The following is a 20806-nucleotide window of genomic DNA, read 5'->3' as shown; positions in this document are numbered from 1 at the left end:
GCGCAACCCGCCCCACATGGGGCCAGGGCCGTGCCGATGGAAGCCGTCGGGCTCCGGGAGCCGGTCGAGAAAACCGCGGCGCGTACGCCGCCCTGCCCGGGGCGGCACCCCGCGGCGTGACCGGCGACCTCACGAATCGGGCGAGATGCCGGTCCCGAGGCGGATCACTGCCCGGCCGGGTCCGGCAGCGGCAGGGCGGGCTCCGGCAGCAGTTCCTCCCGCTTCGGCAGGTCGCGCAGGGCGTTCAGGCCGAACTGCTCCAGAAATCGCGGCGTCGTGGCCCAGAGGGTCGGGCGTCCCGGCGCTTCCTTCTTCCCGCGCGGCGCGATCAGGCCGTTCTCCAGAAGCGCCTCCAGGGAGTTCTGGGACAGGGCGGTCCCACGGATCTCCTCGATCTCCGCCCGGGTGACCGGCTGATGCCAGGCGATGATGGCCAGCGCCTCCATGGCCGCCCGGGGGAGGCGGCGCGGCACCTCGATCACCCGGGTCAGGGCCGGGGCGAGGTCGGGCGCCGTGCGGAAGGCGTAGCCCCCGGCCACGGCCACGAGGTTCACGCCGCGTTCGGCATAGTCCTCGGCCAGGGCCGAGAGCGCCGCCGCGGCGTCCACGCCCCCCGGCAGCAGCGGCGCGAGGCGGGCGGCGGTGACCGGCGTGGCGGAGGCAAAGACGAGGGCCTCCGCGATCCGCAAGGCCGAGGGCGGGATTTCCGATGGGATCGGCGAGCGATCCGGCGCCTCCCCAGGCGGTCCGGCAGCGTCCTGTTCTCCGGTCGGGTCGGTAGGCCGATCCGGATCCTCGTCGGACGAGGCTGACACGGCGTCCGTCGGCTCCGGCCGGTCGCCGTCCAGACCGTCGTTTATGACGTCCACGCACTCTGGCGAGCGCCGGGCGTCCGCCGAGTCCGGCATCTCCGCGGGCCGCCCGGCGTCGCCCTGTTCCCCAGCGGCGGCGACGGGTTGACCCGCCGTCGTCTCCGACACATCGGTCGCTGGGTCCACCGGCTCCAACGTGTCCGCTTCGGCCCCAGCGCCCTCGGCGATGTCCTCCGGGTCCAGCGGGGGCGCTGATGCGGGCTCCGAGGGCGGCACGGCGTCGGACGTGAACTCGGCCGCAGCCTCCCTTGGACCGCCGGGCAGGGTCTCGGGCGAAGTCAGAACAGCGGACTGCTCGGCCGGGACGGGCGGCTCGGGATCAGGCGGCGTCGGCATCACGGGCCTCCCGGCTCGGCGGGCGCATCAGAATGGGGGCGAAGGCGGCGTCCTGGCGCAGCTCGACGGTCCCCGACTTGGCCAGCTCCAGCCCAGCGATCAGGGTGCTGGCCAAGGCGGCGCGGCGCTCGGTCGGGTCCATCTCGACCTCCGGCAGGAACTGAGACAGCTCCGCCCATCCCGGAATCCGGCCGACGAGGGACTGCAGGCGCACCAGCGCCTCCTGCACCGTCCACACGCGGCGGGGTTTGGGGCGGTAGGGCCGCCGGGCCGCGGCCCGGCGCAGCGCATCCGCATAGGCGCGCAGCAGGCCAGGCAGGTCGGCCGAGAGGGCGGAGCGGTCCTCCACGACAAGGCTCTCCGGGGACCCGCGGCCCATGACATCCCGCCCCAGCAGCGGCCGCGCGCCGAGCCAGGCGGCAGCGGCCCGCATCCTCTCCAGCTCCCGCAGCCGGTCGGCGAGGCGCTCGGCCAGGAGCTCCGCGTCCTCCTCCTCCGTCTCGTCCTCGGGCAGGAGAAGGCGGGACTTCAGCCAGGCGAGCCAGGCGGCCATGACGAGCCAGTCGGCCGCCAGCTCGAGCCGCACGCGCCGCGCGCCTTCCACCACGGCGAGGAACTGGTCCACCAGCGCGAGGATCGAGATCTTCGACAGATCCACCTTCTGCGCGCGGGCGAGGTCCAGCAACAGGTCGAGCGGCCCCTCGAACCCGTCCAGCGTCACATGCAGCGCGGGATCGGGCGCCGTCACGTCGAATGGCCCGTGAGGGTGAGAATGAGGCGCGCGACGGGGTAGACGATCGCCCGCACCAGCCAGCGCATCGGATCGAAGCCTCCGGTCGCGTGCGGCAGCAGGAAGAGGAGCCCGAGCACGACCAGCAATCCCACCCGCTCCAGCCGGAGAAAGGGAATGCCGATCGAGGGCGGCAGCAGCCCGCCGACGATGCGGCCCCCGTCCAACGGGGGGATCGGAATGAGGTTGAACGCCGCGAAGACGAGATTCTGGATCAGCGAGAGGACGAGAAAGGATTCGATCCAGTCCAGCACGCTGTCCCCGCCCGGCCCGACCAGGGGAAGCAGCAGGACCGCCGCGGCAAAGGCCAGCAACACGTTGACGGCAGGTCCGGCGGCGGCCACCAGCACCATGCCGAAGCGGGGGTTCCGCAACCCCATGACGTTCACCGGCACCGGCTTCGCCCAGCCGAACAGCGCCTCCACCCGCCCGATCGCCAGGAGCTGCGAGACCACAAGAATTCCGGGGACCAGCAGTGTCCCGACCGGATCCACGTGGCGGATCGGGTTCAACGACAGGCGCCCCATCCGCTCCGCCGTGTCGTCGCCCAGCGCGCGGGCGGCGTAGCCATGGGCGGCCTCGTGCAGGGTGATCGCGATGATGGCGGCGAGCGCCGCCGCCGCGAAATCGGGTAACCACTCCATGGGGTCGGGTCAGGCGGTCGTCAGCGCGTGCGCGGCCTGGGTCGCGGCCGGCGGACGGGCGCCCGCCGCCCGCGCCGCGGGTGTCGCTGCTCGCGCGGCCGCACGGGCTGCGGCCAGCCGCTCCGCCGCGCGGTCGGTCAGGGGCGGGCAGGCACGGAGCAGCGTCGCGGTGTCCGCCAATACCCCGTTGCAGTGGAGCACGAGGTCGCAGCCCGCCCGGAGCGAGGCCGCGGCGAGGTCGTTCGAGAGGCCCGACAGCGCTCCCATCATCAGATCATCCGAGACGAGCACGCCGTCGAAGCCGATCTCGCCGCGGATCGTGCGCTCGATGACGCAGGGCGACAGGGTCGCGGGCCGGTCCGGGTCGAGCGCGGCGTAGGTGATGTGGGCGGTCATCGCCCAGAGGTGACGCCCGGCATTCCCGGTACAGACGGCCCGGAAGGGCGCGATGTCCCGCGCGAGCTCTGCCGCGCCGGCCTCCACCCGCGGAAGGGCCTCGTGGCTGTCGGCGGTCGCGCGGCCATGGCCGGGGATGTGCTTGATCACCGGCGTGCAGCCGGCGGCCATCAGTCCGGCGATCCAGGCCTCGCCGAGGCGCGCCACCTCCTCCGGGCCGGCGGAGAAGGCGCGGTCGCCGATTACCTCGTGCGCGCCGGGCAGGCGCAGGTCCAGCACCGGGGCGCAGACCACGTCCAGCCCCACCCCGGCGCAGGCGGCGCCGAGCAGGGCGGCGCTCGCCGCGGCCTCCGCCGCCGGGCGGCCCTCGAAGACGCAGGCCGGGGGAAAGGCGGGCCAGTGGGGCGGACGGAGGCGGGCGACGCGGCCGCCTTCCTGGTCCACCAGGATCGGCGCCGACTCCCCGAGCAGGTCCCGGATCTCGGCCGTCAGGGCGCGGAGCTGGTCCGGGCTCTCCACGTTCCGGCGGAACAGGATCGCGCCCGCGGGCGGCGCCTCGCGCAGGAGCGCCGCCTCCTCCACCGTCAGGCGCGGGCCGGAGAGGCCGGTGATCGCGGCGCGCGGCGTCATCCGGCTACGGATTGCCGATCACCGTGCAGGCGGCGCCCTTGGCGCGCAGCCCCGCACAGAAGGCCCGCGCTCCCTCGGCGTCGAAGCCGCCGGTGCGCATGCGGTAGAGCGGCGTCTGCCCCTCTCCCCGGTCGACGCGGGTCACGGTGAGCTGCCGGTCGCCCATCAGGTCCGGGGCGCGGGCGCGGACGCGCTCCCACTCCGCCCGCGCGACGGCCTCCGAGGATACGGCGCCGAGCTGGACGACGATGCGCCCGGCCGGGCGGGCGGGGGCAGCGGGCGGCGCGGCGGGCGCAGCCTGCGGCGCGACAGCGGCCGGCGCCGATCCGGGCGGGCGCAGGGGGACGAGGGTGCCGGGCGGCACGGCGGGCGCGGTCGCGGCGGCCGGCGCCGGCTGGGGTGCAGGCGCCGCGGGCGGGGTGGCCGGGCGGGTCGCCGCGGCCTGGCGCAGGGCGGCGACATCCGGGCGCTCGGCCTCCGGCGCCAGCCGAGGTGCCTGCGGCGCGGCCGCGCCGCCGCGGCGCTGGTTGTCGAAGATGCGCTCGTCCTGGTTGGCGACCCGCAGGCCGCCCGGATCATCGGGCCGGATGCGGATCGGGCGCGTATCGGCCTCGATCGTCGGCACGTTGCGGTTGGCGGCCCGGGTGACCCACCAGAGGCCGCCGCCCACCACGGCCAGCACGCCGGCGATGCCGCCGGCCACCGCGATCATTTTCCATGGAACCTCGAAGCCCGCCCGGGCTGGGCGGATCCGGTAGCTCGGAACCGTGAAATCGCTCACCGCATCTCCTCGACGGGCTCGACGCCCATCACCCCCAGGCCGGATCGGATCACGGTCGCGGTCGCCGCAACGAGGGCCAGCCTCGCGCGGGTTGCGTCCTCTTCCCCCTCCCGGATGAAGCGCAGCGTCGCGTCTTCCCGGCCCCTGTTCCACAGTAGATGAAAGTCAGCGGCCAAGTCATGGAGAAAGAACGCGATCCGGTGCGGCTCCCGCGCTGCAGCAGCGGCCTCCACGGTGCGGGGCCAGGCAGCGAGCCGGCGGATCAGGGCCATCTCCGCGGGATCGGTCAGGGAGACCAGGGGGGCGCCGGCCAGCACCTCCGGCGCCGGGTCCTCCACCTGCCGCAGGACGCTGCGGCAGCGGGCATGGGCGTACTGGACGTAGAAGACGGGGTTGTCGCGGGACTGCTGCACCACCGCGTCCAGGTCGAACTCCATCTGCGCGTCGGACTTGCGGGTCAGCATGGTGAAGCGGACGGCGTCCTTGCCCACCTCGTCGATCAGGTCGCGCAGCGTGACGTAGGTGCCGGCCCGTTTGGACATGCGGACGGGTTGCCCGCCCTTCATCACCTTCACGATCTGGCAGAGAATCACCTCCAGTGGCACCGGCCGGTCCTGGGACAGGGCGGCCACGGCGGCCTTCATGCGGGTGACGTAGCCGCCGTGGTCCGCGCCCCAGACCTGGAGCAGCACGTCGAAGCCGCGATGCAGCTTGTCCGCATGATTGCCGATGTCGTTCGCGAAATAGGTGTTGCTGCCGTCGCTCTTGCGCAGCGGCCGGTCCACGTCATCGCCGAACTGCGTGGAGCGGAACAGGGTTTGCTCCCGCTCCTCCCAGTCGTCCGGTAGCTTGCCCTTTGGAGGCTCCAGCACGCCCTCATAGACCAGCCCGCGCGCCGCGAGGTCGGCGATGGCGCGGTCGGCAGCGCCGGTGCGGACCAGCTCCGCCTCCGAGATGAAGACGTCCTGCCGCACGCCGAGGGCGGCGAGATCCTCCCGGATCTCCACCATCATCGCGTCCACCGTGAAGGTCCGGACGGTGTCCAGCCACAGCACCGGGTCGGCCGGGTGGGCATTGGGGGCGAGCGCGTCTCCGTGCCGCGCCTTCAGCGCCTCCCCGACCGGGATCAGGTACTCGCCGCGGTATTGCAGGCCGCCGGGGATGGTGGCGGCGTACTCCTCCTCGGTCAGCGTCGTCCCGAGCGCCTGGAGGTAGCGCCAGTAGGCCGCCCAGGCGAGCGCCTGCACCTGCGCGCCGGCATCGTTGACGTAGTACTCCTTCGTGACGTCGTAGCCCGCCTTCACGAGCAGGTTCGCCAGCGCATCGCCCACCACGGCGCCCCGGCAATGGCCGACATGCATGGGGCCGGTCGGGTTCGCGGACACGTATTCGAGGTCCACCTTCCGCCCAGCGCCCACCGCGCTGTCGCCATAGGACGTGCCGGCCCGCAGGATGGCCGGGACCTGATCCCGCAGCACCGACTCGTCCAGCCGAAGGTTGACGAAGCCCGGCCCGGCCGGGGCGGCGTGGACGATGCCCGGGCGCGCCATCAGCCGCTCCGCCAGCTCCTGCGCCACCTTCTGCGGCGCCATGCGGGCGGGCTTGGCCACGACCAGCGCGGCGTTCGTGGCCATGTCGCCATGCGCCGGATCGCGCGGGGGCTCGACCAGAACCCGGGCCATCAGCTCCTCGGGCAGGTCGGGAAGCTGCGCGCGGAGCGCCGCCACGACCTCCGCGTGGATGGTGCGGAAGATGTCATTGTTCGACGGGGGGGTCATGGTCTCAACCGGGAATGTTGGGGTCCGTCAGGCGACGGTGCTCTTCAAGGGCGAACTTGTCGGTCATGCCGGCCAGCCAGTCGCAGACCGTGCGAGCCGCGGCGGCCGAACCGGGCTCGCCCGCCCGGGCGGCCCAGACGGGCGGCAGCATCTCCGGATTCCCGTGCAGGAGGGAGAACATCACCTGCAGGGCGCGCTTCGTCTTCAGCGCCGTACGGTTCACGCGCCAGTGCCGGTACATCCGGTTGAACAGGAACTCCCGCGTCTCCTGGTTCAGCGCTTTCATGCGGTCGGAGAAGAAGACGACCGGGGCGCTGGCCCGGCGGATGTCGGAGACGTCCTTCGGGCGCAGGATCGCGATGCGCCGCTCCGCCTCGGCCACCACGTCGTTCACCATCAGGTTGATCACGCGCCGGATGATCTCGGCCGAGACGCGGTCCGGCGGGGTGTCGGGATGCAGGTGCGGCATGGCCTCGTCCCGTGCCATGGCGATGAGCGGCAGGCGGCAGGCCTCCTCCAGCGTGAAGATGCCGGCGCGCAGCCCGTCGTCGAGGTCGTGGTTGTTGTAGGCGATGTCGTCGGCGATCGCCGCCGCCTGCGCCTCGGCAGAGGCGTGGCAGTCCAGCTCCAGGTCGTGTTTCGCCGAGTATTCCGCGATGTAGGGCGGCGGGCGGCGAAGAGGGCCGTTGTGCTTCGCCAGCCCCTCCAGCGTCTCCCAGGTGAGGTTCAGCCCGTCGAATTCGGCGTAGCGGTGCTCGAGGATCGTCACCGCCTTCAGGGACTGGGCGTTGTGGTCGTAGCCGCCCCAGTTCCGCATCACGCCGTTCAGCGCCTCCTCCCCCGCATGGCCGAAGGGGGGGTGGCCGAGGTCGTGGGCGAGGGCCAGCGCCTCGGCCAAGTCCTCGTCCAGATGGAGCTGCCGGGCAAGCGACCGGGCGATCTGGGCAACCTCGATGGAATGGGTGAGCCGCGTCCGGAAGGCGTCGCCCTCGTGGTAGATGAAGACCTGCGTCTTGTACTGCAGCCGGCGGAAGGCGGTGGAGTGAATGATCCGGTCCCGGTCCCGCTGGTAGGGGGAGCGGGCGCCCCCCGGATCCTCGGGGTGGAGGCGGCCGCGAGAATCTTCCGGCCGGACGGCCCAGGGGGCGAGCCCATGGGCACGGAGCAGCGCGTCCCCGGCGGGCGGGGCGCTCTCCGGCTCGGGGCTGGCGGGCGGGTGATCCATGGGCTCGGGCGGCCCTAGCACCGCGCCGGATCGCGGGACAAGCGGCGCGCATTGGAGAAGCCCGGCCGGCGCCCTATCTTCGGGGCTCAGGCGCCCGATTCCGCGCCCCGACGAGGTTTCCCATGCCGGACGGCTCCCCCCTTCCCGCCCCCTTCCGCGCGACCCCCTCCGCCCTGGCGCAGGTGGCCGAGATCGCCGCGCGCCAGGGCCGCCCGGAAGCCGGCCTGCGGCTCGCCGTCGAGGCGGGCGGCTGCTCGGGCTTCCAGTACAAGTTCGACCTGGCCGACGCGCCCGAGCCCGACGACCTCGTCGTGGCGGGTCGCGTCTTCGTGGACCCCGTCTCCCTGGACCTGCTGCAAGGGGCGGAGCTGGACTGGGCGGACGAACTGATCGGCGCCCACTTCACCGTCCGCAACCCCGTCGCGACCTCCGGCTGCGGCTGCGGCGTGTCCTTCTCGGTCGGCTGACGGCGCGCCTCCGACCGTGCGGCTCTGCACCTTCAACGTGAACTCCGCGCGGCGGCGCATGCCGCATGTGCGCCGGCTGATCGAGCGCCACGCGCCCGACGTGATCCTGCTTCAGGAGCTGAAGTGCCGGACGGAGGAGTTCCCGGCGGCCGAGCTGGACGGGTTGGGCTACCGGGCCCATGCCGTGGGACAGCCTGGCGGCCGGAACGGCGTCGCCGTCGTCTCTCGCCTGCCCTTCGAGGTGGTGCACGAGGTGCTGGCGGGCGAGGACGAGGACTCCCATGCCCGCTACGTGGAGATCACCGTCGCCGGGCTCCACTTGGCCGGCATCTACCTGCCCAACGGCAATTCGGGCGGGACGGATGGCTACGCCTACAAGCTCCGCTGGATGGAGCGGTTGCGGGCCATCGTCGCGGAGCGGCTGGACAGCTTCACCCCCTTTGCCGTGCTAGGTGACTTCAACGTCTGTCCGACCGATGACGATTTCTCGCCCGGCGCGCTGCCGGCGACGGATGCGTTGGTGCGGCCGGAGACGCGCGCCGCCTTCCGCGCCCTCACCCATCTCGGCATGACCGACGCGCTCCGGGCCCTGCACCCGACGGACGCGCCCTGGACCTATTGGGACTACGGCCCGGCCTTCGAGCAGAATCGGGGCCTGCGGATCGACCACGCCCTGCTGAGCGCCGAACTCGCCGAGCGCCTGACCGGCGCCATGGTGGACGTGGCCGCCCGGTCGGAGGAACAGCCTTCCGACCACGCGCCGGTGCTGTTCGACCTCGCGGACTAGGGCGGCCCGGAGCCCGAGATGCCTAGGCGCCCCGCGCCGCGAAGGTGAGCACCAGCACGTCCCGATGGCCGGGGCGCGCGGGATCGATCGGCACCACGGGCGTCACGCCGTGGCGGACGCGGGCGTCGTCCAGAAGCACGGCATCCGCGGGGTCGGACAGGGTGAAGCTGGCCTGACCGGGCTGGCCGTCCACCTGGATGCCGGTCACGCCGCCTTCCACGTTCTCGCGCCCGACCATCAGGACGAGGACGTGGTTCACCCCGTCCCGATGCATCCCCTCGGGCGTGGGCTTTCCGGCGGCGCCGGGGCGGGCCTCGATCCGGAACTGATGCGCCTCGATGTGCCAGGCGGCGGGGGTCATCAGCCGCTCGAACACGGTGCGCGCCCCGTTGAGGAGGGCCGACATGGCGGGACCGTCGCTGATCTCCGGCGTTACCGGCTCGAACCAGCGCTCGATGCCGCCGTTCAGGGGGTTGTGGTCCAGGGCCTGATAGTGCGGGCCATGGGGCAGGCGCTCCACCGGCTCACCGGTCCGGGCCGCATAGATGGCGTGGCGCCGCAGGCGGTAGCGGCCTCCATCGGCCATGAAGGTGTCGGGGCGCAGATTGCCCCAGCTCGCGGCGAAGCGGTCCCATTCCGGGCCGGACAGGGCCGTCCCGGCGGGATCGAAGCGGGCGCGGAGTTCCGACCCGCCGAGGGAGACGTAGCCCGTCGTGGCAATGACGTCCGAAGGATCGCTCATGGCCGCCGCACCCCATCCATCACGGCACGCATCCGGCGGACCGCCGCGGGCAGCCCGTCGAACAGGGCCTGACCGATCAGGAAGTGGCCGATGTTCAGTTCCACCACCTCGGGGATCGCGGCCAGCAGAGGCGCGGTGTCGTAGTCCAGCCCGTGGCCGGCGTGGCATTCCATCCCCAGCGCGTCCACCCGCCGGGCGGCCTCGGCCAGCCGGTCCAGCTCGCGCCGGCGGGCGTCGCCGCCGGCCTCGCAGAAGGTCCCGGTGTGCAGCTCCACAGCCCGCGCGCCAAGCCGCGCCGCGGCCTCGACTTGCCGGAGATCTGGATCGAGGAAGAGGGAGACCCGGATCCCCGCCGCCCCGAGGGCCGCGATCACCGGGGCGAGGGACTCGGCATGGCCCGCCGCGTCCAGCCCGCCCTCCGTCGTCAGCTCCGCCCGGCGCTCGGGCACCAGGCAGCAGGCATGCGGGCGCAGCGCCGTGGCGATCGCCTCCATCTCCGCGGTCGCGGCCATCTCCAGGTTGATCGGCGCGGTCAGCGCAGCCCGCATGGCCTGGCAATCGGCGTCGCGGATGTGGCGGCGATCCTCCCGCAGGTGGATCGTGATGCTGTCCGCCCCGGCAGCCAGAGCCGCCCGGGCCGCGGCTAAGGGATCGGGATGGGTTCCGCCCCGGGCGTTCCGCAGCGTCGCCACGTGGTCCACGTTCACGCCGAGGCGGAGCGGTCTCATGGGGCTTCTCTCCCGTGGTGGCGGCGCGCGGCCATGTCGGCCGCGAGTTCGAGGGCGGCGACGAGGCTGGACGGATCGGCGCGGCCGGTGCCGGCGATGTCGAAGGCTGTGCCGTGGTCCGGCGAGGTCCGCACGATCGGCAGGCCGAGCGTCACGTTCACCCCTCCATCCATGTCCAGCGTCTTCAGCGGGATCAGCGCCTGGTCGTGGTACATGCAGAGGGCGGCGTCGTAGCCCGCGCGGGCGCGGGGCGTGAACATCGTATCCGGCGGCAGCGGGCCGAAGGCGTCCACGCCCGCCGCGCGAAGCGCCTCAATCGCTGGCACGACCAGGCGCGGTTCCTCGTCGCCCATGGCGCCGTTCTCCCCGGCATGGGGGTTCAGCCCGGCCACCGCGAGGCGCGGCGCGGCAATCCCGAAGCTCTCCCGCAGCCCGCCGGCAAGAGCGAGGCCGGTGCGGACGATCTCCGCCGTTGTCAACGTCTCCAGCGCCTTCCGCAGGGACACGTGGATGGTGACGGGCACCACGCGCAGCATCGGCGAGGCGAGCAGCATGACCGGCGGATGAGAGGTCCCGGTCAGCGACCCGAGATACTCGGTGTGGCCGGGAAAGGCGAAGCCGGTGGCGTAGAGCGTCGCCTTGCTGATGGGATTGGTGACGACGCCGCCCGCCCGCCCTGCCTGCGTCAGCGCCACGGCCCGCTCGATGGAGCCGAGCACCGCCGGCGCGTTGGCCGGGTCGGGCCGTCCCGGCACGGCGGGCGTCGCCAACCGCACGGTCATCACGGGCAGGCGCTGTGGAAAGATCGCTGCCGCGTCCTCGGGGCCCGCCACCTCTGCGATCGGCACATCACGGCCGAGGCGCCTGGCCAGGTCCGCCAACCGCCGCGGATCGTCCAGCGCGACGAAGCTGGGCCCGGTCGCCCGAAGCCGCGTCCACGCATCCAGCGTCAGCTCCCCCCCGATCCCGGCAGGGTCGCCCATGGTCAGCGCGAGGGGTGGCAGCGCGGTCATCTCGGCGAGGGTGGCATGCGCGGCCATTGGGCCGCAGCCGCCGGCGGGATCATGGCGGACCCGCCGGCGGCGCCGGGCTCAGATGTCGGCGTAGACGTGCGTCTCGGCCGCGCCACCGGGATGGGTGACGGCGCCGAGATGCGCGGGGCCGACGAGCTGGGCATACTTCCACAGCGCGCCGGCATTGTAGTCCGTCCCGCGCGGCTTCCACTCGGCGCGGCGCTTCGTCAGCTCCTCGTCCGAGAGGTCCACGTCGATCGTGCCCTTCTCCGCGTCGATGACGATCCGGTCACCGTTCCGCAGCAGCGCGATCGGCCCGCCGACCGCGGCCTCCGGCCCGACATGGCCGATGCAGAAACCGCGGGTGGCGCCGGAGAAGCGGCCGTCCGTGATCAGCGCGACGTCGCCGCCCATCCCCTGCCCGTAGAGGGCCGCGGTGGTGGAGAGCATCTCCCGCATCCCCGGCCCGCCCTTCGGCCCCTCATAGCGGATGATGATGACGTCGCCCTTCTTGTAGGCGCGTGCCTCCACGGCGGCGAAGGCATCCTCCTCGCAGTCGAAGCAGAGCGCCGTGCCCTCGAAGCGCAGCTCCTTCATGCCGGCGACCTTCACGATGGCGCCGTCCGGGGCAAGGTTGCCCTTCAGCCCGACCACGCCGCCGGTGGGCGAGATCGGGTTGGACACCGGCCGGATCACGTCCTGGTCCTTCGGGAAAATCACCTCGCGGTGGTTCTCGGCCAGGGTCTTGCCGGTGACGGTCATGCAGTCACCGCGCAGGAGCCCGGCCTCCAGCAGCGCCTTCACGATTACGGGGATGCCGCCGATCTTGTAGACGTCGAACGCCACGTAGCGCCCGCCCGGTTTCAGGTCGCCGATATAGGGCGCCTGGCGCATGATCTCCGCCACGTCCTGCAGGGTGAACTTCAGCCCCGCCTCGTGCGCCATGGCGGGCAGGTGCAGGCCCGCATTGGTGGAGCCGCCCGTCGCGCCGACGATCAGCGCGGCGTTGTAGAAGGCATCCAGCGTGCAGATGTCACGCGGGCGGATGTTCTTGCGCAGCAGGTCCATGACCGCGCGGCCGGACTCCACCGCCCACTTGTCGCGGTCCTCATACGGTGCGGGGGCGCCGGCGGAGCCGGGCAGCGCGAGGCCGATCGCTTCGCTCACCGTGGCCATCGTGTTCGCGGTGAACTGGCCGCCGCAGGCACCCGCGCTCGGGCAGGCGACGCATTCGAGGGCGTGCAGGTCGTCGTCGGACATGTTGCCGGCGGCGTGCTGTCCCACGGCCTCGAACACGTCCACCACCGTGACGTCCTTGCCCTTGAACTTCCCGGGCAGGATGGAGCCGCCATACATGAAGACGCTCGGCACGTTCAGGCGCAGCATCGCCATCATCATCCCGGGCAGCGACTTGTCGCAGCCGGCCAGCCCGACCATCGCGTCGTAGCAGTGGCCGCGCATGGTCAGCTCCACCGTATCGGCGATGGCGTCGCGGCTGGCGAGGGATGACTTCATCCCCTGGTGCCCCATCGCGATGCCGTCCGTCACCGTGATGGTGGTGAACTCCCGCGGCGTGCCGAGGGCGTGCTTCACCCCTTCCTTCACGCTCTGCGCCTGGCGGTTGAGGGCGATGTTGCAGGGCGCCGCCTCGTTCCAGCAGGTCGCGACGCCGATCAGGGGCTGGTCGATCTCCTCCGCCGTCAGGCCCATGGCGTAGAGGTAGGAGCGGTGCGGCGCGCGCTCCGGCCCCACGGTGACGTGGCGGCTGGGCAGGCGGGACTTGTCCCAGGCCTGCGCGGGCGGCTTCGGCGGCACGTTGTCGAGCATCTGGCGTTCCCCGGCTGCGATCGGGTTGTATCCCGCAACGCCCCTCCCCCCGCAACCGGCGGACCCTGCGGGGCGGCTCCGCGTGCGCCGGGGCGCTCAGCCCGCGCGGAGCGCCCGGGCCACCCTCGCGGGGATACCGCGCCAAAGGTCCATCTCCCGGCGCGCATCCTCCACGGCGCGGTGCGCGGGGTTCGCCGCCCTCCCCTCCCGCGCCACCGCCTCCAGCACCTCGGCGAGCAGAGGGTCATGCGCGGCGGGGTCCAGCCCCGCCGCCCGCAGCGCAGTGAGGGCCGCGTCCCGCCGCGCCTCCTCGGTATCCCGCAGCCGCAGCGCATGGCGCGGCAGCCCGGCCGCGCGCAGCAGGCGGCTCAGCCACTGGCCGTCCCAGGACGGAGCGGAGGCGTAGAGGTCGTGGTCCGCCAGCACCTTGACCATGCGGCGCGCGACCGCGTCGTGCGGCTCGCCCTCCCGCGCCAGGCGCTCGCGGCTCAGCCCGTGGATCGCCTCGGCCTCGTCGCTCCACTCATCCCATTCGGGCGCGGGGCGGATGAGGTGGTTCTCGGTCCGGCCATCCTCGAAGATCCAGCCGACTTCCACCGGGAAGCCGCGCTTGCCGAGGCTGCTCGCCTCGAAGTCGAGGAAGACGATCACCGCCCCGCGTCAGCGATAGACGACGTATCGGTAGATGTAGACGGCGCAGAGGATCGCGCTGATCAGCGCGCCGATCCGGACGGCCTGCGCGTCCGTGATCGGCGGGTTGCGGTTGATCTGCGGCAGCCGGGACCGGCACCACAGGATCGGCACGATCGCGAGCACCGACAGCGCGAAGAAGTCGAAGAAGCGCACGTCAGGCCGCGATCCGGGCGATGGCCGCGGCCAGCCGGCTCGCCTCCGCCTCGGCCGTGGAGAGCCGCTCGCGCGTCTCCTCCACCGCCTCCTCCTTCGCGCGGGCGATGAAGTCGGGGTTGGCCAGCTTCTGGGCGTGCTTGCGCGCCTCAGCCTCGGCCTTCGCGTGCTCCTTCGCAAGGCGGGTGCGCTCGGCAGCCAAGTCCACGACGCCGGCCAGCGGCAGCATGGCCGTCGCCTCTCCCACCACCGCCTGGGCGACGCCGGCCGGGGCCGGACCGTCCAGCGCCGTCACCTCGGTCGCCCGGGCCATGCGGCGGATCGGCTCGATCCAGCGGGCCGCGCGGGCCATGGTCTCCGGGCTGGCGCCCTGAAGGAGGATCGGCACGGTCACGGACGGCGGCACGTTCACCTCGGCCCGCACGGCGCGGACCTCGGCGATGAAGCCGGTCAGCCACCCCAGCTCCGCCCGCGCCGCCTCGGCGTCCGGCACGACGGCCGGCTCGGGCCAGGGCGTGCGGATGAGGCTGCCTTCCGGCCCGTAACCAAAACGCGCCCAGAGCTCCTCCGTAACATAGGGCATCACGGGATGGCCCAGACGCAGGATGAGGCCGAGCACGTGCTGCGCGACGCCCTTCGTCTCCGACTTCTCCGCGCCGTCCGGACCGGACAGGACGGGTTTCGCCAATTCCAGGAACCAGTCGCAGAAGGAGCCCCAGGTGAAGCGATAGAGCGCGCCGGCATAATCATCCAGCCGGTAGGATTCGAGCGCTGCCGTCGCCTCCGCGATCGCGGCGTTGCCGGCATCGAGGAGCCAGCGCGCCAGCGGCGTCCGCACCGCGGACGGGTCGAAGGTCGGGTCCGGGGCGATCCCGTTCATCTCGCAGAAGCGGGCCGCGTTCCACAGCTTCGTCGTGAAGGCACGGGTGCTCTCCACCTTCTGCCGGCCGAGCTTGATGTCCCGCCCCGGGCCGGCCAGCGACGCGATGGTGAAGCGCAGCGCGTCCGCGCCGTAGGCATCGGCGAGTTCCAGGGGGTCCATTACGTTCCCCTTGGACTTGGACATCTTCTGCCCGCGCTCGTCCCGCACCAGCCCGTGGATGTGGACGACCTTGAAGGGCACGTCGCCCATGAAGTGGATGCCCAGCATCATCATCCGGGCGACCCAGAAGAAGATGATGTCGAAGCCCGTCACCAGCACGTCGCCGGGATAGTAGCGCGACAACTCCGGCGTCTTCTGCGGCCAGCCGAGCGTCGAGAACGGCCAGAGCCCGCTGCTGAACCAGGTGTCCAGCACGTCGGGGTCGCGCGTCAGCGGCAGGTCCTTGCCGTAATGCGCCCGGGCCGCGGCCTCTGCCTCGCCCTCGGTCCGCTCCACGAAGATTTGGCCGTCCGGACCGTACCAGGCCGGGATCTGATGGCCCCACCAGAGCTGGCGGGAGACGCACCAGGGCTGGATGTCCCGCATCCAGGCGAAAAAGGTGTTCTCCCACTGCTTGGGCACGAACTGGGTACGGCCCTGCTCCACCGCCGCGATGGCCGGCTTCGCCAGGGTCGCGGCGTCCACGTACCACTGCCAGGTCAGCCGCGGCTCGATCGGTACGCCGGAGCGGTCGCCATGCGGTACGGCATGGGTGTGCGGCTCGATCTTCTCAATCAGCTCCAGCCGCTCCAGCTCGGCCAGCACCGCCTTGCGCGCGTCGAAGCGGTCCAGCCCGTGCAGGGAGGAGAGCACGTCGGGCTCCGACACGCCGGGATAGGCGCGCGCCTCGCCCTCGATCTCCTCCAGGGTGACCCGCCCCTCGGCGTCCAGCACGCTCGGCGCCGGGAGCTTGTGGCGCCGGCCGACCTCGAAGTCATTGAAATCGTGGGCGGGCGTGATCTTCACGGCGCCCGAGCCCTTCTCCGGGTCGGAATACTCATCGGCCACCACGGGGATCCGGCGGCCGACGATCGGCAGGACCAGGTTCTTGCCGATCAGGTCGCGGAACCGCTCGTCGGAAGGGTTCACCGCCACCGCCGTGTCGCCCAGCATCGTCTCCGGCCTCGTTGTGGCCACGATGAGGAAGCGTCCCGGCTCCCCCTCCACAGGATAGCGGAGGTGCCAGAGGCTGCCCTTCACCTCCTTGCTCTCCACCTCCAGGTCGGAGATGGCGGTCTGGAACTTCGGGTCCCAGTTCACCAGCCGTTGCGCCCGGTAGAGCAGCCCCTGCCGGTGCAGGGTCACGAAGACCTCCCGCACCGCGTCGGACAGGCCCTCGTCCATGGTGAAGCGCTCGCGCGACCAGTCGAGGCTCGCGCCCATCCGCCGGAGCTGCCGCGTGATGGTGCCGCCGCTCTCGGCCTTCCATTCCCAGACGCGGTCCACGAAGGCCTCGCGACCCATGTCCCGGCGGTCGATGCCCTGAGCGGCGAGAAGCCGCTCCACCACCATCTGGGTGGCGATGCCGGCATGGTCGGTGCCGGGCTGCCACAGCACGTCCCGGCCCTGCATTCGGCGAAAGCGGATCAGCGTGTCCTGGATCGTGATGTCCAGCGCGTGGCCGATATGAAGGCTGCCCGTGACGTTGGGCGGCGGGATCATGATGGCGTAGGGCCGCGCGTTGGAGGTCGGGTCGGCGGCGAAGGCGCCGGCGCTCTCCCAGCCCTCGTAGAGCCGCGCCTCGAAAGCGGCGGGGTTCAGCGTCTTGTCCAGCATGGGGCAGGCTTGGCGCGCCGGCGGGCCGCGCGTCAAGCCTGACGCGACGCGCCCCTGCCCCGCCCGCCCGTCGGCCCGCGCCTCAGCCGGCGGCGCGGTGCATGACCCGCTCGATCTCCGCTCGCACCAGCCGCTCCACCAGCGGCGGAAGATGCGTGTCGAGCCAGGACTGGAGCATCGGGCGGATCTCCTCCCGCACCACGTCCTCGATGGAGGGGCCGCCGCGGCTGACCGAGGCATGCCGTTCCGCCGCGACCGTCCGCGCGAGCTGGCCGATGATCGCCGCGGCCGCGGCGGCGGTCGCCGGGGCCACGATCCCCTCCCCCTCCGGCTGGGCGGGGGAGACCACCTCCGCCGCCGTCACCAGCGGGGCCGGTGGCGCCGGGACCGGCCCGACCGACGGTGCTTCGGACGGCGGGCCGGGCGGCGTGACCAGCATGTCCTCCGTCAGGTCCAGCGGCAGGTCGTCCACCTGCACCACCTGCGGCGCCGGGGGTGCCGGCGCGGTCGGATCGCCGACGGCGGCCGGCGACGCGGAGGTCGCCGCAGCCGGCGCCTCCTCCTCGTTGAGAATCTTCCGGATGGAGGCGAGGATGTCCTCCATCGACGGATCGTTCCCCGTCCCCCCAGCCGGATTGGGTCCGATTGCCATCAGTTCGCCGCCGGCTGGGGCGCGGCATAGTCGCGCAGGCCGAACCAGCGCTCCCGCACCGCGCGGTAATAGGCTTCCTGGTCATAAAGCTGCACGGGCAGGGCGAGGTCCTTCGCGGTGAGCCGGCCCACCGCCTGGGCGAGGGCGTGGCTGGCCGTGACGACGTTCGCCAGCGCGCGAACGAGCGAGACGCGGGCGTTCAGCAGCTCCTGCTCGGCGTTCAGCACGTCCAACGTGGTCCGGCTGCCGACCACCGCCTCCCGCTGCACGCCGTCCAGCGCGATCTCGGCCGCGCGGATCTGGGCGCGGACGCTGTCCACGGTGGCGCGGGCGCTCTGAAGCGTCTCCCAGGCCTGGGAGGCCTGCTGGGACGCGGTGCGGCGCTGGTCATCCACCACGTTCCGCAGCCGGCTGGCATCCTGCCGGGCCTGACGGACCGCCGAGTACTCCGCTCCGCCCTGATACAGCGGCACGGTCAGGTTGGCGGTGATGGACTCGCCCTGCGTGCGGGTGCCGATGGTCTGCTGGTTGTCGTTGCGGAAGCCCTGGGCCTGAAGGCTCGCCTGCGGCAGCAGCGCGCCGAGCTGCACGTCGATGAAGTCGCGCGACGCCGCCTCATCGAACAGCGCCGCGACGACGTTCGGGTTGTTCATCGCGGCGATCTGGGCGGCGTCCTGATTGTTGCGGGCCGCCGGCCGCAAGGGCTGCGGCGCGGTCAGTCGCGCGGGGGCCAGGCCCACCACCCGCTGGAAGGTCGCCCGGGCGTTCTGAAGCTGCCCCTCCGAATCCGCACGGGAGGCGAGCGCCCCGGCGAGCCGCGATTCGGCCTGGGCCACGTCCGTCCGCGTGATCTCGCCCACGCGGAACCGCTCGTTGGTCGCGTTGAGCTGGCGCTGGAGCACCTGGGCGTTGTTCAGGTTGAGGCGGACCTCCTCCTGGAAGCGGATCACGTTCACGTAGGCGGAGACGGTGTCCTGCAGAACCTGCTGCTCCGTGGAGAGCAGCCGGGCCCGCTGGGCCAGGACCTGGTTCTCCGCCCGCCGCGTCTGCGCGACCGTCCGGCCGCCGCGGTAAAGCGGCTGGGTCACCGTCGCGGCCAGCGTGGCCGTGGCGCGGTCCGTGTCGACCTCCACGCTCCGGGTCTGGGCGCCCTGGGTCGTCAGGGAGGTGGAGCGCTGCCGCAGCGTGGAATCGAAGTAACCGGCGCTGCCCGTGATGCTCACGCTCGGCCGCCAGCCCGACAGGGCCTGAGGCACGTTCTCGTCCACCACCCGGAGTTGGGCGCGGGCGGTCGCGAGGGTGGGGTTGTTCGCGTAGGTGTGGGACAGCGCCTCCTGCAGCGTCTGCGCGCCGGCGGGCGCGGCCAGGGCCAGGACGGCCCCGGCCGCGAGGGCCAGGCGGGACGCGGCAGGGCCGCGGCGTAGAGCACGGGTCATGGCAGGTTCCTGCACGGCCAGGCCCGCGCCAGGAGGGCGCGCGCCCGGGCCGACTCTTCTGGGTTCCCGGCGATGTTAGACCGCACTCGCATCCGGCGGCCAGGATTGCGCGCCGTCCGTTACCGCGGCGTTAGGGCGCGGTGCGCGGGCAGGGCTTAACCGGCAGCGGAAAAGGCCCGGCTACGCTGTCCGCCGGCGGGGGAGCGGGCCGGGCGAAGCCGGCGCCGCGGCCCCATCAGGCGAAGACGAAGCCCGGCTTCGGCGCGAAGGCCGGCAGGATCGGCGCCGAGGCGTCGAAGGCCTCGACGACACTGAAGCTGCCGGCGATGCGGCGGCCGATCACCGCGGCGCCGGAGCGCCCGGCCAGAACGCGGATCCCGACCAGTCGTCCGCCCTCGGCGAGTGCCCCGGACAGGGTCGGCGGAATCGAGGGCACCGCGCCCTCGATGAGGATGAGGTCGTAGGGTCCGCCCTCCGGCGCGGCGGCCGGGTCGCCGGCGATCTGCCGTAGGCTGCCGGTCGGCAGGCCGGACGACGCGAGAGCCGGCCCGGCGACGGCGAGCAGCGCCTCGTCCCCTTCAACCGCCACCACGGACACGCCGACGCTGGCAAGGATGGCGGCGCCGTAGCCCGTGCCGCTGGCCACCACCAGCGCCCGCTCCCCCGGCCGGGGCAGCGCGAGCTGGATCAGCTTCGCGATCGTCATCGGCTGCAACAGGACGCGCCCGCCGCCAAGGGCCAGGTCCTCATCCGCCAGGGCGCGGGACGCCAGGGCCGGCGGTGCGAAGCGTTCGCGCGGGATGTCCTGCATCGCCTGGAAGATTCGCGGGTCGGTCACCCCGTTGGGCTTCACCTGCCCGTTCACCATGTTGCGGCGCGCCTCGGCGAAATCCATGCGGCCCTCCTCGGCTGCGGTGCGCGCTTATAGGCGTGGCGGCGCAGCCCTGGAAGGCGGCCGCGCCATCGCGTCCGGCCCGATGCAGATTCCCGTCTGCGGCCGGTTCCAGCGGCGGACGATCCGCTGTAGAAGGCGCCCGCCGGTTCCGTGGCCGAGTGGTCAGGCAAGGGTCTGCAAAACCCTCTACGGCGGTTCGATTCCGCCCGGAACCTTCATATCGTGCCGATGGCCCCCTTGCGGGGCCGCCCCGGTCGCGGTATCCGGCGCGCCCCGCCACACCAGGGCGGGCGCGCAGGCGGCGATCCCCGATAGCTCAGCTGGTAGAGCACGCGACTGTTAATCGCTAGGTCGTTGGTTCGAGTCCAACTCGGGGAGCCAGCCTTCTTCGGATCGGGACGTCAGTCCCCTTCCCCCTCCACAAGAAGCTGCACCCGTCCGGCGGCGTAGAGGCCGATCGTGTAGTCCACCGGGTCTCCTTCCGGGTCCACGTTCAGGGATTCGCTCACCAGCACCGGCCGGATGCGCGCCTGCTGCAGCCGCTCCGCCTCCTCGGGCGTGGGCAGGCGGGCGGTGATGCGGGTGCGGGCCCGCCGGTAGTCGGGAACGCCGCAGGCGGTCATCGCCGCCGTCATGGACGGCTCCGCCCGGAGCGCGGCCGCCGCCGCCGCCAGACGCGGCAGCGGCAGGTGATGCAGCCCGAGCACGACCGGGCGGCCATCCGCCAGGCCCAGACGCTCCACCCGCAGCACCGGCCGGTTGCGGCGGAGCCCGAGCGCCTCCGCGACCGAGGCGTCCGCCGGCACCTCCGAGAGGCGCAGGATCCGGCCTGCCGGCTCCCGCCGCGCGGCGCGCACGTTCTCTGAGAACCGGGTCCGGCCGCGGAGGGGGTAGTCCAGCACGTCCTCCGCCACGAACGAACCACGTCCCTGCTCCGTGCGCACGAGGCCGCGCAGCTCGAGGTCTTCCAGGGCGCGACGGACCGTGTGGCGGTTCACGCCGAAACCGGCGGAGAGCGCCGCCTCCGTTGGCAGCCGATCGCCGGGGGCCCGGCGGCCCGCGGCGATCTCCGCTTCCAGGCGCTCGGTGATCTGCCTCCAGAGGGATTCGCCGGCGCCGCGGCGCAGGCCGGGTGGGGGCGTGGCGGCCATGACCAGTCCTCTGAAGCCCATCCTGCGGGCGCCGGAGCCTTGCCCGGCCACCCCGGATTTGTCTAGACATCTGTCTCATCGAAATGTCACGCAGGACGGCTTGCCCGCCCGG

20 protein-coding genes and 2 tRNA genes are annotated in these 20806 nt (G+C 72.7%); 4 read left to right on the top strand and 18 right to left on the bottom strand.

Going from position 1 to position 20806, the window contains the following annotated elements; all coding sequences use genetic code 11:
* Positions 1-164: 164 nt before the first annotated feature.
* From scpB to ACP6CK_RS02790, 7 genes are read right to left on the bottom strand one after another with little or no spacing between them, the layout of a single operon-like run.
* Complete coding sequence (gene scpB / locus ACP6CK_RS02820; protein ID WP_426957254.1) at positions 165-1208, bottom strand: SMC-Scp complex subunit ScpB; 1044 nt, start codon at positions 1206-1208, stop codon at positions 165-167.
* Complete coding sequence (locus ACP6CK_RS02815; protein ID WP_426957253.1) at positions 1192-1956, bottom strand: segregation and condensation protein A; 765 nt, start codon at positions 1954-1956, stop codon at positions 1192-1194. Before ACP6CK_RS02815 ends, scpB begins: the two co-directional genes overlap by 17 nt.
* A complete protein-coding gene (locus ACP6CK_RS02810) occupies positions 1953-2642 on the bottom strand; it encodes a site-2 protease family protein (protein ID WP_426957252.1) in 690 nt (229 codons plus the stop codon). Before ACP6CK_RS02810 ends, ACP6CK_RS02815 begins: the two co-directional genes overlap by 4 nt.
* Positions 2643-2651: 9 nt before the next feature.
* On the bottom strand, positions 2652-3668 hold the full coding sequence (gene nagZ, locus ACP6CK_RS02805; RefSeq protein WP_426957251.1) for a beta-N-acetylhexosaminidase: 1017 nt from the start codon (positions 3666-3668) through the stop codon (positions 2652-2654).
* Between the two features lie 4 nt (positions 3669-3672).
* Positions 3673-4449 carry an SPOR domain-containing protein gene (locus tag ACP6CK_RS02800; RefSeq protein WP_426957250.1) on the bottom strand — a complete coding sequence of 259 codons (777 nt, stop codon included), beginning with the start codon at positions 4447-4449 and terminating at the stop codon, positions 3673-3675.
* Positions 4446-6227: an arginine--tRNA ligase gene (gene argS, locus ACP6CK_RS02795; RefSeq protein ID WP_426957249.1), complete on the bottom strand. Its 1782-nt coding sequence runs from the start codon at positions 6225-6227 to the stop codon at positions 4446-4448. Before argS ends, ACP6CK_RS02800 begins: the two co-directional genes overlap by 4 nt.
* 4 nt (positions 6228-6231) lie before the next feature.
* A complete protein-coding gene (locus ACP6CK_RS02790) occupies positions 6232-7452 on the bottom strand; it encodes a deoxyguanosinetriphosphate triphosphohydrolase (RefSeq protein WP_426957248.1) in 1221 nt (406 codons plus the stop codon).
* 122 nt (positions 7453-7574) lie between these two features.
* Between ACP6CK_RS02790 and ACP6CK_RS02785 the strand changes: the two genes are divergently transcribed.
* Positions 7575-7919 (top strand): HesB/IscA family protein, encoded by a 345-nt coding sequence (locus tag ACP6CK_RS02785; RefSeq protein WP_426957247.1) that lies wholly within the window; start codon positions 7575-7577, stop codon positions 7917-7919.
* Between the two features lie 16 nt (positions 7920-7935).
* Entirely contained in the window at positions 7936-8706 is a 771-nt protein-coding gene (locus tag ACP6CK_RS02780; protein WP_426957246.1) for an exodeoxyribonuclease III, read from the top strand.
* A 22-nt stretch (positions 8707-8728) separates the two neighbouring features.
* Here the strand turns inward: ACP6CK_RS02780 and ACP6CK_RS02775 are convergent, their stop codons facing one another.
* From ACP6CK_RS02775 to ACP6CK_RS02730, 10 genes are all read right to left on the bottom strand, one after another.
* The gene (locus tag ACP6CK_RS02775; RefSeq protein WP_426957245.1) at positions 8729-9448 is read right to left on the bottom strand and encodes a 2OG-Fe dioxygenase family protein; all 720 of its coding nucleotides are present in this window, start codon (positions 9446-9448) and stop codon (positions 8729-8731) included.
* Positions 9445-10176 (bottom strand): pyridoxine 5'-phosphate synthase, encoded by a 732-nt coding sequence (locus ACP6CK_RS02770; protein WP_426957244.1) that lies wholly within the window; start codon positions 10174-10176, stop codon positions 9445-9447. Before ACP6CK_RS02770 ends, ACP6CK_RS02775 begins: the two co-directional genes overlap by 4 nt.
* Complete coding sequence (gene pdxA / locus ACP6CK_RS02765) at positions 10173-11216, bottom strand: 4-hydroxythreonine-4-phosphate dehydrogenase PdxA (protein ID WP_426957243.1); 1044 nt, start codon at positions 11214-11216, stop codon at positions 10173-10175. Before pdxA ends, ACP6CK_RS02770 begins: the two co-directional genes overlap by 4 nt.
* 51 nt (positions 11217-11267) lie before the next feature.
* Positions 11268-13016 carry a dihydroxy-acid dehydratase gene (ilvD, locus tag ACP6CK_RS02760; RefSeq protein WP_426957242.1) on the bottom strand — a complete coding sequence of 583 codons (1749 nt, stop codon included), beginning with the start codon at positions 13014-13016 and terminating at the stop codon, positions 11268-11270.
* Positions 13017-13112: 96 nt separating this feature from the next.
* On the bottom strand, positions 13113-13667 hold the full coding sequence (locus ACP6CK_RS02755) for a transcriptional regulator (protein WP_426957241.1): 555 nt from the start codon (positions 13665-13667) through the stop codon (positions 13113-13115).
* 9 nt (positions 13668-13676) lie between these two features.
* Positions 13677-13862: a hypothetical protein gene (locus ACP6CK_RS02750; RefSeq protein ID WP_426957240.1), complete on the bottom strand. Its 186-nt coding sequence runs from the start codon at positions 13860-13862 to the stop codon at positions 13677-13679.
* A 1-nt stretch (position 13863) separates the two neighbouring features.
* On the bottom strand, positions 13864-16560 hold the full coding sequence (locus ACP6CK_RS02745) for a valine--tRNA ligase (protein ID WP_426957239.1): 2697 nt from the start codon (positions 16558-16560) through the stop codon (positions 13864-13866).
* 82 nt (positions 16561-16642) lie between these two features.
* The gene (locus ACP6CK_RS02740) at positions 16643-17164 is read right to left on the bottom strand and encodes a DUF2497 domain-containing protein (protein ID WP_426957238.1); all 522 of its coding nucleotides are present in this window, start codon (positions 17162-17164) and stop codon (positions 16643-16645) included.
* A 47-nt stretch (positions 17165-17211) separates the two neighbouring features.
* Positions 17212-18648 (bottom strand): TolC family outer membrane protein, encoded by a 1437-nt coding sequence (locus ACP6CK_RS02735; protein ID WP_426957237.1) that lies wholly within the window; start codon positions 18646-18648, stop codon positions 17212-17214.
* Positions 18649-18883: 235 nt separating this feature from the next.
* The gene (locus tag ACP6CK_RS02730) at positions 18884-19543 is read right to left on the bottom strand and encodes a protein-L-isoaspartate O-methyltransferase family protein (protein ID WP_426957236.1); all 660 of its coding nucleotides are present in this window, start codon (positions 19541-19543) and stop codon (positions 18884-18886) included.
* A gap of 144 nt (positions 19544-19687) precedes the next feature.
* Between ACP6CK_RS02730 and ACP6CK_RS02725 the strand changes: the two genes are divergently transcribed.
* A tRNA-Cys gene (locus tag ACP6CK_RS02725) sits at positions 19688-19758 on the top strand.
* Between the two features lie 90 nt (positions 19759-19848).
* Positions 19849-19924: transfer RNA gene (locus ACP6CK_RS02720), tRNA-Asn, on the top strand.
* A 20-nt stretch (positions 19925-19944) separates the two neighbouring features.
* Here ACP6CK_RS02720 and phnF read toward each other — a convergent pair.
* The gene (gene phnF / locus ACP6CK_RS02715; protein WP_426957235.1) at positions 19945-20694 is read right to left on the bottom strand and encodes a phosphonate metabolism transcriptional regulator PhnF; all 750 of its coding nucleotides are present in this window, start codon (positions 20692-20694) and stop codon (positions 19945-19947) included.
* Between the last annotated feature and the right edge of the window lie 112 nt (positions 20695-20806).

The organism is Muricoccus radiodurans, from assembly GCF_050154705.1.
Lineage (GTDB): Bacteria > Pseudomonadota > Alphaproteobacteria > Acetobacterales > Acetobacteraceae > Roseomonas > Roseomonas radiodurans.
The sequence above is the reverse complement of the archived record's forward strand: the minus strand, read 5'-3'. Positions and strand labels throughout refer to the sequence as shown.